Origin of the sequence: Streptomyces sp. NPDC079141 (assembly GCF_040686775.1) — a bacterium.
Lineage (GTDB): Bacteria > Actinomycetota > Actinomycetes > Streptomycetales > Streptomycetaceae > Streptomyces.
Map to the genome: position 1 here is coordinate 242510 of NZ_JBFBLP010000001.1, position 12022 is coordinate 254531.

Genomic DNA, 12022 nt, shown 5'->3' on the forward strand with positions numbered 1-12022 from the left:
CCGTGGCGGTCCGTCATCCGAGCCGGGCGCACCTGGTCGCCGTCACCACGGCGGACGGGAAGGTGCGCGGCAGCGGCTATCTCCTCAACGACCGTGTGGTGCTGACGGCGGGCCACGTCGTGTCCGGCGTGGCCGCCGACGATCTGCGCGTGTGCCGTATGTCGACGCTGGTGAGCAGGCCGGCGGAGATCGTGAGCGTCAAGAACGACGTCGCCTTCCTGCTGACCGCCGAGAAACTGGCCGACCCCGGCGAGCTGTCGCCGGTGAAGCTGGCCGACCTCGCGCCCGACACCCGGTTCGCGGACTGCTCGGCGCTCGGCCTGCCGGCGGTGATGACGAGGCCGTCCCACGGCGTCGCTCCCCTGGAGGCCGCGTTCCGCGTCGCGTCCAACAGCGCCGAGCGGCACGGCTATCTCTCCCTGGAGGTGGACAGCCATCCTCCGGAGGGCGAAGCGCCCTGGAGCGGTATGTCGGGGGCGCCCGTCTTCCATGCGGGCCGCTGGCTGATCGGTGTCGTCCTGCGTGACTCGGCCGGCTGGCAGCACTCCCGGCTGGAGGCAGCCCCGATCGACGCGTTCTTCGAGGACTCCACGCTGGCGGACGCCGACCTCTGGGTCCAGCGCCCGCTCACGGAGACGGACGCGCCCGACGCCGCGTTCCTGGACGTCTACCGGCGGGACGTGGTCCGTCGTTACGGACACATAGAGCTGTTCGGGCTGGGCCGGCACGGACATCTGGAGCACGAGATCGGCGTCGAGCACGCCTATGTCAGCCTGCACGCGGGCCTGCCGGCCCTGGGACTGCAGTCGATCGACCAGTTCCGGCCCGTGGAGCAGCTGATCCCGAAGAACCCCCGGCTGCTGCTGCGGGGCGATCCGGGTGCGGGCAAGTCCACGCTGCTGGAGTGGCTGACCGTCTCCATGGCGCGGGGTTCCTGCACCGGGCCCTTGGAGTCGTTCAACGACCGCGTCCCGTTCCTGATCCGGCTGCGCGACATGTACGCGCCGCGATGGAAGCAGACCGAGGGGCGCGAGGGCGTGGCACCCGAGCCGGAGGAGTTCCTCCGCTTCAGCCGGACCGCCACGGGCACCACGCCGCCGGACGGCTGGGTGCGCCGCATGCTCGAACAGGGCCGGGCGCTGCTGCTCGTGGACGGTCTGGACGAGGTCCTGGAGTCCCATCGCGACGGCGTGCTGGCCTGGATCAACGAGCTGCTGCGGGAGTTTCGCGCGCTGCCCCTGATCGTCACCGGCCGGCCGGAGGCGTTGCAGCGCTGGAGACCGCCGAAGGGGCTGGGCTTCGCCGAGCTCAAGCTGCTGGAGCTGAACAAGGAGCAGCGTGCGCTGCTCATCCACAAGTGGCATCGGGCGGCCATCCTCGGCGTCTCCTCCTCCCGGTTCGACGAGGAGGAGCGCGAACGCCGGATCGCCCGGCTGACCGATCTCGAAGCCGAGCTGACCAAACGCATCGACGAGTCGCAGGACCTGTCGGCGCTCGCCGCGACACCGCTCCTGTGCGCCGTGTTGTGCAAGCTCCACGAGGTCCATGGAACCCGGCTCCCGCGCTTTCGCCAGGAGCTGTACGAGAAGACGGTCGACATGATGCTCGGTCTGCGGGACGCCGACCGTGAGGTGCCCGATCCGCTGCCCCGGCTGGATGTGGACCAGCGTCGCGCCGTGCTGTCCTGGGTGGCCGGATACCTCACGACGGAGGGCGAGCGGGAGATCTCCCTGGACCGCTTCGACGAGAAGGTCGCGGAGCGGCTGCGCAGCCTGGGCCGCGAGGCCGGCACGCACACCCCGGAGGAGATCCGCAGGGCCCTGCAGGAGCGCAGCGGGCTGCTCGTCGCCCCGAGCGAGGACACGCTGCGCTTCAGCCATCGCACCTTCCAGGACTATCTCGCGGCCACGGACATGGTCGCCCAGCGCGCCTTCGGGCAGCTGGCGGGTCACGCCGGGGACGAGTCCTGGGACGACATCCTGCGCTTCGCGATGAGCCGGTGCAGTCTGGCCGACACGCACGAGTTCGTCTCGCAGTTCCGCAAGAAGATCCGGCTGGTGGCCAACCGCAAGCAGAAGGCGCGGATGCGGATGGCGGCGGCCTGCTGCATCCCGTACGCGGTGCAGATGTCGGAGGCGGACCGGCGGACGCTGGTGTCGGGGGTCGCCCGCTCCTTCCGGAGCAGTCCGCCCGGCTATGGGCGCTCGATGTTCGACGTCGACCAGTTCGCGTCCGTCGGCCCCGACCTGCTGGCCTCGCTGCAGAAGGGGTTCAACTGGGGCAATACGTTCCTGTCCTACGAAGGCATCGCTCTGGCGGGCCGCGTCGGAGGACCGGAGGCACTGCGCTTCCTCGCCGAGATCCCGCAGGAGCACCGCACGGCCCTGTCATATCCACTTTCGTTGATGTGGCGCAGCTTCCCGGGTGCCGAGTACGCGGAGAAGGTCCTGAGCGGCCTGGATCTGGATGAGCTGCTCGTCAACCGGCCGGAGCAGCTCGAACAGGCGCGCGATGTCGGCGAGGTCCGCCATCTCCTGGTGGAAACGCCCGTCGCGATCGAGACGATCGCCAAGTTCGCGCGTGAGCATCGGGTACATCAACTGCGGCTCAGCGCACCCCTTTTGCGGGACGACGTCTCTCTCGCCCCGCTGGACCGTGTGGACTGTCTGTCGACGCTTTCCCTGGACAGCCCGCTGACGACCGTCGAGGACCTCTTCGAGATTCCGTACTCGTTCCTCGATCTGCCGTGGGATCGGGTCGGCGGGGACGCGCAGTACCGGCTGCCGGCGCTTCCCGGCCTCTCTGAGCTGTGCCTGACCGCGCTCCCCGCCGACTGGACGTCGCCCACGACCGGCTGGGGCGGTCTCACCCGGCTCGGCCTGTTCGGCCACGTCGAGGAGGCGCTGGACGCCCTCGGCGTACTGCCCTCCCTGACTCATCTGGTCGTGGCCACGCAGTCTCCTTGCGAGATCCCCCGGAAACTCGTGCACCCGAAGGTCAGCCATCTCGTGCTGTTCGACGGACTGCGCCGGGCCGCCGTCTCCGACCTGGTCTCGGCCTTCCCCGCGCTGACCAGCCTGGTGTTCTGCTCCCGGCCGGGCAGCAGGACGACGGTGGACGTGAGAGGTCTGTCGGAGACGCCTTGGCTGCGGGTCCGGTTGCCCGGCTTCGGGCGCAACGAGGGCAGAGTGCTGGGCGCCGAGGGGGTTCCGACGTCCCGGCTGAGCTGGGAGTGACCCCGGCGCGGGCCGCGACCTGCCGTCAGACCAGGTCCGCCCACGGTGCCGGCGGCGACGCGGCGAAGAAGCGCAGCAGTCCCAGCAGTCGGCCGGCCGGCGGAGCGGTCCAGTGGCGTTCGCCGGGTCTCGGTAGCGGATCCGGCAGGCGGCCGAGGGCCCACACCAGGTGGTGCCACAGCACGCGGGCCTCCCAGGAGCCGCCGTCGGGCGGGGTGGCCCGGCCGGATTCCTCGCGGTAGCCGGCGAGCAGCGCGGGGACGCCCTGCAAGGGGAGTTTGGCGAACTCGGTGGCGGGGTCGGCCCATTGGGCGTCGCCCCAGTCCACGATGCCGGTGAGGGCGGTGGGGTGCGGGGAGACGATCAGGTTCTGCGGGGCGATGTCGCCGTGCACCAGGACCCGGGCCGGGTCGGTGGGCAGGTGTGCGCGCAGACGGTCGAACCAGTCGGTGAGCCAGCGTGCGGCTTCGGCGTCGAGCCAGCCCTCCCGCAGCAGGACGGTCACCAGCGCTCGCGGGTCCGGGCCGTCGTCGTCCGTGGGGAGGGAGGACAGGCCGGTCCCGGTGGCCGGGGTGAGCCGGTGCAGTCTGGCCAGCTCGCGCCCGGTCCGGTGGTAGACACGGTTCGCCGCGTCGGCGGACGGGCGAAGGCGCGCCAGGTCGGTTCCGGGCGCGCGGGCGAGCACCATGTAGGGCACCCCGGCCGTCTCGCCGGTGCCGTCGAAGGCGACGACCTCGGGGGTACGTACTCCGGCGCGCCGGGCGACGGGGATGACCGCGGCCTCCTTGACCAGGTCGGGCAGGTGGCGGTGGCTGCGGGGTATGCGCAGGACCAGCTCGTCCCCGAGGAGGAGGACATGGTTGGCGCCGCCCGCCGGGGCGGGGCGGACGCAATCGGCCGCCACGCCGTGCCGGGCGGCGATCGCGGCCAGTGTGGCGCGGCTCGGTGCGGGGTCCTCCATGGGCGGGATGCTCGCACGGGCCAACGCGCCGCCGACATCGAATAACGCCTGCGCAGGCGGCAGGGCCCAGGGATCCGTTGCTCCCGGGTGCGGTCCCCGCCCCTTGTGGCGCATTCTTGCTGTGTTGCCCGCGGGACGGCGCAGCGACGGCGCACGGACGAGGTAGGGCCGATGACTGGGAGCGCCGAGAACGCACGGCGGACGCCCGGGCGGCCGACGGAGGCACTGATCGACGCCTCGCACGAGGCGATCAGGGTGGCCGGCGGTCACGCGGCGGGGGTCTATCTGCGCTCCCGCACGCCCGGACTGCTGCGGCTGTCCGTGCTCGCGGGGCTGCCCGGGCAGTTGTTCCGGCCCTGGTGGCGGCTGCATGTGGACCGGCCGTTCCCGGTCGCCGACGCCCACCGGCTGGGCGTGGAGGTGGTGCTGGCGAACGCGACGGAGACGATGCGCCGCTATCCGCAGTTCGCGGCGGGTCTGCCGTTCCAGTTCGGGTCGCTGTACGTGCCGGTCGTGGGCGAGTCCACCGCCTACGGAGTGCTGACCGTGCTGCGGCCGTCCACCGCCGACGCCACCGAGCTGCTCCCCGAGCGGGAGCGTCTGGCACTGCTCGCCGAGGAGCTGGGGGCGCGCCTGCAGGGCCTGGAGGACGGCGAGGGGCCGTCGCCGGTGTGGTGGGACGAGGAGCCGCTGTGCGTCCGGCCACCCACCCTGCGGCCGTCGGCGGGGCGGGCGGGCTGCTTCTCCTGGGACCCGGTGACGGGGGCGGTGACCTTCGACGAGCGGGTGCGGGCGGTGGTGGGGACGCAGGCCCGGGACGGCGGCGGGAGCGTGCAGGAGTTCGCCGAGGCGCTGGCGCCCGCGGACGCGCGGCTGCTGCTGGCCGCGCTGCGGGAGACGGCCGTGGGCAGACCGCCGACCCTGCCGCTGTGCCTGCGCGGCGCGGACGACATGCTGCGCTTCGTCGACCTGTGGACGCCGTACCACGGCGTGCCCGACGACGTGAGCGGGCGGACGGTGCGCGGGGTGGTGCTCGATCCGGGCCCGGCCGCGGCGGCCGGTTCCGCGGCGGACCTGCTGCCGGACGGGGTGTTCGCACTGGACCGGTTGGGGCTCGTCGTCTACGCCAATCCGCGCGCCGCACAGCTGCTGGAGCGGCCGCGGTCCGAGCTCCTCGGCCGGCCCCTGTGGGAGGCGGTGCCGTGGCTGAACCAGGCCGCCTGCGAGGACCATCTGCGCGGGGCGCTGCTGTCGCCGGATCCCATGCACTTCCACGTCGGACGGCCCACCGCGCCGGGGACGCAGGCGTACGACGGGGACTGGCTGGCCCTGTCGCTGCACCCGGGCCCGGACCTGCTGACCTGCACGGTACGTCCCGCGCACCAGGCGTCCCAGGCACCGGCCGACGCCCCGCCGGCGGATCCGGGCGCGGCCGCGGGCACGGATGCGGCGCCGTCGATGGCCCCGCTGTACCGGCCGATCGTGCTGGCCATCGCCCTGACCGAGGCGGTCACCGCCCGCCAGGTGTCCGCGGTGGTCATGCGGGAGCTGCTGCCCGCGTTCGGCGGGCGCCGGCTGGCGATCTACCTGTTGCAGGAGCGGCATCTGTGGCTGGCCTGGGAGACCGGGTTCCCGCAGGGGTTCCTCGCGCCCTTCGAGGGGGTGGGGCTCGACGCCCGGCTGCCCGGGGTGGAGACGCTGACCACCGGACGGCCGCTGTTCTTCGACTCGATGCAGCAGCTCATGGACGCCTATCCCGGGATCGCGCTGGACGCCACGGAGGGCGCCCGCGCCTTCCTGCCGCTGATCGCCTCCGGGCGCCCGGTCGGCTCCTGCATCCTGGGCTTCGACCGGCCCCGCAGCTTCAGCACCCAGGAACGGACCGTGCTCACCGCGCTGGCCGGGCTCATCGCGCACGCGATGGAGAAGGCGCAGCGCTACGAGAGCGAGACGGCGCTCGCCCGCGGACTGCAGCAGGCCCTGCTCCCCCGGCGGCTGTCGGCGCACCCGCTGATGGAGACGGCCGGGCGCTATCTGCCGGCCACCCAGGGCATGGAGGTCGGCGGCGACTGGTACGACGTCGTCGCGTCCGGCGACGGTCTGGCTCTGGTCATCGGCGATGTCCAGGGGCACGGGGTGCAGGCGGCGGCCACGATGGGCCAGGTGCGCAGTGCGGTGCGGGCCTTCGCGCTCGGTGACCGGCCGCCCGACGAGGTGCTGAGCGGCACGAACCGCCTGCTCATCGACCTGGACTCCGGGCAGTTCGCGAGCTGCTGCTACATCCGGCTGGATCCCGTCACCGGGGTGGCCCGGGCGGCCCGGGCCGGGCATCCGCCGCCGCTGCTGCGCCGCCCGGACGGCCGTACGCACACCCTGGACCTGCCCGGCGGTGTCGTGCTCGGCGTGGACCCGCAGGAGCAGTACCCGGTCACGGAGCTGAGTCTGGAGCCCGGGGCCGTGCTGGCGCTGTACACGGACGGTCTGGTCGAGCGGCCGGGCGCCGACATCGACGAGGGCATCGGTGCGCTGCGGGTGGCGCTGGCCCGGGCCGGTGCCCCGCTCGGGTGGCCCAGCGGTCACGCGCTGTCCGGGGTCGTGGACCGGCTCACCGCCTCGGCCCGGCACACGGCCGACCGGCCGGACGACATCGCTCTGCTGCTCGCCACCCGCCGCTCCTCTCCGCGGCCCGGATCACGGCCCTGAGAGGCCCTTACGTCGTGTGCCCGGGAGTGACGCCTCTCGCCTCACGGGGTCGGGCAGTGTAGACATGGGCTCATGGTCCGTCTCTCGGGTCGATCCGGGACCCGGTCGCACCGTCGTCCCGGTGGTCCCGCACAGCGTGCGGCCGACCGCGCCCGTGGAATGCGTGCGGGGCGCGGGCCGGATGCCGCACGCACGCAGGGACAGGACGGCGCGGGCCGGGGACAGACCCGGCGGCATGCGGCGCTGAGCGGGCGCAGCGTGGCCGGACAGGTGTTCGTCCTGCAAGTGGTGATCGTGCTGCTGCTGGTCGTGGCCGCGGTGGTGGCGCTGGTGCTGCAGGGCCGGTACGACAGCACGAAGGAGGCCCGCAACCGCTCGGTCGCGGTCGCCCAGTCCTTCGCCAACGCGCCCGGTACCGTCGCGGCGCTCCGCGCGCCCCATCCGGCCGCCATCTTCCAGCCGAAGGCGGAGGCCGCCCGCGAGGCGACGGACGTGGACTTCATCGTCGTCATGAACACCGACGGGATCCGCTACAGCCACCCCAAACCGGACCGCATCGGCAAGAAGTTCGTCGGCACCATCGAACCCGCGCTGAACGGCGAGGTGGTCACCGAGGAGATCACCGGCACGATCGGCCCGCTGGTGCAGGCCGTGGTCCCCATCAAGGATGCGAACGGCACGGTGGTGGGCCTGGTGTCGGCCGGGCTGACCACGGCGACCGTCGGCGGCAACGCCGCCCGGCAGCTGCCGCTGGTCCTCATCACGGCCGCGGCGGCGCTCGCGCTGGCCACCGCGGGCACGGCGCTCGTCAGCAGACGGCTGCTGCGCCAGACGCACGGTCTGGGCCCGCACGAGATGACCCGGATGTACGAACACCATGACGCCGTGCTGCACGCCGTGCGCGAGGGCGTGATCATCGTCGGCGACGAGGGTCGGCTGCTGCTCGCCAACGACGAGGCGCACCGGCTGCTGGATCTGCCCGAGGAGGCCGAGGGCCTCGCGGTGCAGGAGCTGGGGCTCGCCCACGACACCGCGGAGCTGCTGGCCTCGGGCCGGGTCGCCACGGACGAGGTGCACCGGGTCAAGGACCGCCTGCTGGCGGTGAACCAGCGGCCGACGAACCTGCGCGGCGGCCCGTCCGGCAGTGTGGCCACCCTGCGTGACTCCACCGAGCTGCGGGCCCTGTCCGGGCGGGCCGAGGCCGCGCGGGAGCGGCTGAACATGCTCTACGAGGCCGGGGTCGGCATCGGCACGAGCCTGGACGTGACGCGCACCGCCGAGGAGCTGGCCGAGCTGGCCGTGCCGAGGTTCGCGGACTTCGCCACCGTAGACCTGTTCGAGGCCGTGCTGCGGGGTGGGCAGCCGGAGACGGTGACGCCGCTGCGGCGTACGGCGTTCAACGGGATCCGCAAGGACGCGCCGCTGTATCCGCTGGGCGAGCAGATCGGGTTCGTGGCGTCCTCGCCGCAGGGCCGGTGTCTGGACACCGGGCAGGCGGTGCTGGAGCCGCGGCTCGCCGACGCGCCGGGGTGGCAGGCGCAGGATCAGGAGCGGTCGGCGCAGGTCGTGGAGTTCGGGATCCACTCGCTGATCGCGGTGCCGCTGCGCACCGGGTCCCTGGTGCTGGGTGTGGTCAGTTTCTGGCGGTCGCAGAAGCCGGAGCCGTTCGACGCCGAGGAGTTGGAGCTGGCGGAGGAGCTGGTCGCGCGGGCCGCGGTGTCCATAGACAACGCGCGCCGTTACACGCGTGAGCACAGCATGGCGGTGACCCTGCAGCGCAGTCTGCTGCCGCGCAGCCTGCCCGAGCAGAACGCGCTGGAGATCGCCTACCGGTATCTGCCCGCGCAGGCCGGGGTGGGCGGCGACTGGTTCGACGTACTGCCGCTGTCCGGCGCGCGGGTCGCCCTCGTGGTGGGCGACGTCGTCGGGCACGGGCTGCACGCGGCGGCCACGATGGGGCGGCTGCGGACGGCGGTGCACAACTTCTCCGCGCTGGACCTGCCGCCGGAGGAACTGCTCACCCTGCTCGACGAGTTGGTCGCCCGGATCGACCAGGACGAGGCCGCCGAGGGCGGCCTGGCACCGGTGGCCGGCGCGACCTGTCTGTACGCGATCTACGACCCGGTGGCCCGGCACTGCACGGTCGCCCGTGCCGGCCATCCGCCACCGGCCGTGATCCGGCCGGACGGCTCCGTGGACTTTCCCGACGTGCCCGCCGGGCTGCCGCTGGGGCTGGGCGGGCTGCCGTTCGAGACGGCCGAGCTGGAACTGGAGGAGGGCAGCCGGCTGGTCCTCTACACGGACGGTCTCGTCGAGGACCGGGAGCGGGACATCGACGAGGGGCTCGAACTGCTGCGGGCCGCGCTCGCGCAGGCGGGCCCGTCCCCGGAGGAGACCTGCCGGACGGTCCTGGACGCACGTCTTCCGGACCGTCCGAGCGACGACATCGCCCTCCTGGTCGCCCGGACGCGGGCGCTGCCCGCCGACCACGTGGCCGAGTGGGAGGTGCCCTCCGATCCGGCCGCCGTGGCCAAGGTACGCGCGTCGGTCAGCCGCCAACTGACCGAGTGGGGCCTGGAGGAGCCGGCCTTCACCACGGAACTCATCCTGAGCGAGCTGGTCACCAACGCCATCCGCTACGGCGGCGACCCGATCCGCGTACGCGTCCTGCGCGACCGCACGCTGATCTGCGAGGTCTACGACAGCTCCAGCACCTCACCACACCTGCGCTACGCGGCGATGACCGACGAGGGCGGGCGCGGCCTGTTCCTGGTCGCGCAGCTCGCCGAACGCTGGGGCACCCGCTACACGGCCGCGGGCAAGGTCATCTGGGCGGAACAGGCGCTGCCCAGGGAGTGACGCTCAGCCCGCCTCGGCGGCCAGGGCCTGCGCCTGCCGGCGGGTCATCCGCCAGATTCTGATCTCGCCGGTCTCGGCCGGGGCGAGCCGTTCGGCCGGGCGCCGGTCGTGGTCGGTGTAGCCGAGGCGGGCCGGGACGGCAGCGCTGGCCTCGTTGGCGGGGTCGTGGACGATCTCGACGAAGTCGACGTCGGGGAGACGGAAGGCCTGTTCGGTGAGGGCGCGGGCGGCCCGGGTGGCCACGCCGAGGCCGGTGGCGGCGGGGTGCAGCCAGTAGCCGATCTCGCGGGCCCCGGCCGGGGTTTCGTCGCGCCGGAACAGCCCGCAGGCGCCGATGATCTTCCCGTCCAGCACGATCGCGTAGGCGTAGTCGGTTCCGGACGCCCAGCGTTCGGCGCGGGTGGCCAGATAGTTCTGCGTCCAGGTGAGGCTGTGCTCGGCGGTCCAGGCGATCCACGGGCGCAGGTGCTCCAGCGACTCGTCGATGACCCGGAAGAGCTCCGGAAGGTCCGCCTCGCCCTCGAAGCGGCGCAGGGTCAGGTCGCCCAGCGTGATGACGGGCTGGGGGAGTTCCGGTTCAGGTGCCATTGCAGGATGATCATATGCGGTGGCGGCCGTCGGCAACGGGCTTGCGCCGCAAGCCGACTGCGCCCCGCGCGGCCACCCATAAGGCAACCCTCGATCACCCATAAAACGAGCTTATGAGCTCATAGACCGGACCCGCGTACCGGGTAAGGGTTGCCTTAGCTTAGGCTTCCCGTCGAGTTGCTTGTCATCGCTCGAAGGGAACTGAACATGCCCCGCCCCCTGCGGGTAGCCATCGTCGGAGCCGGCCCCGCCGGGATCTACGCCGCCGACGCGCTGCTCAAGTCCGATGTGGCCGCCGAGCCCGGTGTCTCCATCGACCTCTTCGAGCGCATGCCGGCCCCGTTCGGCCTGATCCGTTACGGCGTCGCCCCCGACCACCCCAGGATCAAGGGCATCATCACGGCCCTGCACCAGGTGCTGGACAAGCCGCAGGTCCGCCTCTTCGGCAACGTCGACTACGGCACCGACGTCCACCTGGACGACCTGCGCGCCTTCTACGACGCGGTGATCTTCTCGACCGGCGCCATGGCCGACCGCGAGCTGCGGATCCCCGGCGTCGAGCTCGACGGTTCCTACGGCGCCGCCGACTTCGCGTCCTGGTACGACGGCCACCCGGACGTGCCGCGCACCTGGCCGCTGGAGGCGGAGAAGGTCGCCGTGCTCGGCGTGGGCAACGTGGCCCTCGACATCTCCCGCATCCTCGCCAAGACGGCGGACGAGCTGCTGCCGACCGAGATCCCGCCGAACGTCTACGAGGGCCTGAAGGCGAACAAGGCCGTCGAGATCCACGTCTTCGGCCGCCGCGGCCCGGCGCAGGCGAAGTTCAGCCCCATGGAGCTGCGCGAGCTGGACCACTCCCCCAACATCGAGGTCATCGTCAACCCCGAGGACATCGACTACGACGAGGGCTCGATCGCCGACCGCCGGGGCAACAAGCAGACCGACATGGTCGCCAAGACCCTGGAGAACTGGGCGATCCGTGACATCGGCGACCGCCCGCACAAGCTCTACCTGCACTTCTTCGAGTCGCCCTCGGAGATCCTCGGCGAGGACGGCAAGGTCGTCGGCCTGCGCACCGAGCGCACGGAGCTGGACGGCACCGGCAACGTCACGGGCACCGGCCAGTTCACCGACTGGGATGTCAACGCGGTCTACCGCGCGGTCGGTTACCTGTCCGACAAGCTTCCCAAGCTGCCCTGGGACATCGACTCCGGCACCGTCCCGGACGAGGGCGGCCGGGTCGTCCAGGAGTCCGGCGAGCACCTCCAGTCGACCTATGTCACCGGCTGGATCCGGCGCGGCCCGGTGGGCCTGATCGGCCACACCAAGGGCGACGCCAACGAGACGGTCGCGAACCTGCTGGACGACTTCGCGGGCGGGCGTCTGCAGACGCCCGCCTCCCCCGAGCCCGAGGCCGTCGAGGCGTTCCTCGCCGAGCGCGAGATCCGGTTCACCACCTGGGAGGGCTGGTACAAGCTGGACGCCGCGGAGAAGGCACTGGGCGAGCCGCAGGGCCGTGAGCGCGTGAAGATCGTCGAGCGCGAGGACATGCTGCGGGCCAGCGAGGCCTGACCCTGCCTCAAGGCAACGACACGGAAGGGCCCGGAGCGATCGCTCCGGGCCCTTTCCCGTGCGGCGCCGGGGAGTTCGGCCCTCGGCAGTCACCGGATGCGCC

6 protein-coding genes are annotated in these 12022 nt (G+C 72.5%); 4 read left to right on the forward strand and 2 right to left on the reverse strand.

Features of this window, described 5'->3' with window-relative positions:
* Nucleotides 1–2: 2 nt before the first annotated feature.
* Nucleotides 3–3236, forward strand: a complete 3234-nt coding sequence (locus tag AB0Q90_RS01235; protein ID WP_363162956.1) for an NACHT domain-containing protein — start codon at nucleotides 3–5, stop codon at nucleotides 3234–3236.
* Nucleotides 3237–3261: 25 nt separating this feature from the next.
* Here AB0Q90_RS01235 and AB0Q90_RS01240 read toward each other — a convergent pair whose 3' ends face one another.
* Nucleotides 3262–4197 (reverse strand): phosphotransferase, encoded by a 936-nt coding sequence (locus AB0Q90_RS01240; protein WP_363162957.1) that lies wholly within the window; start codon nucleotides 4195–4197, stop codon nucleotides 3262–3264.
* 171 nt (nucleotides 4198–4368) lie between these two features.
* On the opposite strand from AB0Q90_RS01240, the gene AB0Q90_RS01245 reads away from it, so the two are divergent.
* Both AB0Q90_RS01245 and AB0Q90_RS01250 read left to right on the forward strand, forming a co-directional pair.
* Nucleotides 4369–6900 (forward strand): SpoIIE family protein phosphatase, encoded by a 2532-nt coding sequence (locus AB0Q90_RS01245; RefSeq protein ID WP_363162958.1) that lies wholly within the window; start codon nucleotides 4369–4371, stop codon nucleotides 6898–6900.
* A 72-nt stretch (nucleotides 6901–6972) separates the two neighbouring features.
* Nucleotides 6973–9759, forward strand: coding sequence for a SpoIIE family protein phosphatase (locus tag AB0Q90_RS01250; RefSeq protein WP_363162959.1), 2787 nt, complete (start codon nucleotides 6973–6975; stop codon nucleotides 9757–9759).
* Nucleotides 9760–9762: 3 nt separating this feature from the next.
* Here AB0Q90_RS01250 and AB0Q90_RS01255 read toward each other — a convergent pair whose 3' ends face one another.
* A complete protein-coding gene (locus tag AB0Q90_RS01255; protein ID WP_363162960.1) occupies nucleotides 9763–10347 on the reverse strand; it encodes a GNAT family N-acetyltransferase in 585 nt (194 codons plus the stop codon).
* A 207-nt stretch (nucleotides 10348–10554) separates the two neighbouring features.
* Between AB0Q90_RS01255 and AB0Q90_RS01260 the strand changes: the two genes are divergently transcribed.
* On the forward strand, nucleotides 10555–11919 hold the full coding sequence (locus AB0Q90_RS01260; RefSeq protein ID WP_363162961.1) for an FAD-dependent oxidoreductase: 1365 nt from the start codon (nucleotides 10555–10557) through the stop codon (nucleotides 11917–11919).
* Nucleotides 11920–12022: the final 103 nt, after the last annotated feature.

Bases quoted from the DNA above. Each gene is read 5' to 3' on its own strand.
- AB0Q90_RS01240 (WP_363162957.1), bottom strand. From the start codon at position 4,197: ATGGAGGACCCCGCACCGAGCCGCGCCACACTGGCCGCGATCGCCGCC.
- AB0Q90_RS01245 (WP_363162958.1), top strand. From the start codon at position 4,369: ATGACTGGGAGCGCCGAGAACGCACGGCGGACGCCCGGGCGGCCGACG.
- AB0Q90_RS01250 (WP_363162959.1), top strand. From the start codon at position 6,973: ATGGTCCGTCTCTCGGGTCGATCCGGGACCCGGTCGCACCGTCGTCCC.
- AB0Q90_RS01255 (WP_363162960.1), bottom strand. From the start codon at position 10,347: ATGGCACCTGAACCGGAACTCCCCCAGCCCGTCATCACGCTGGGCGAC.
- AB0Q90_RS01260 (WP_363162961.1), top strand. From the start codon at position 10,555: ATGCCCCGCCCCCTGCGGGTAGCCATCGTCGGAGCCGGCCCCGCCGGG.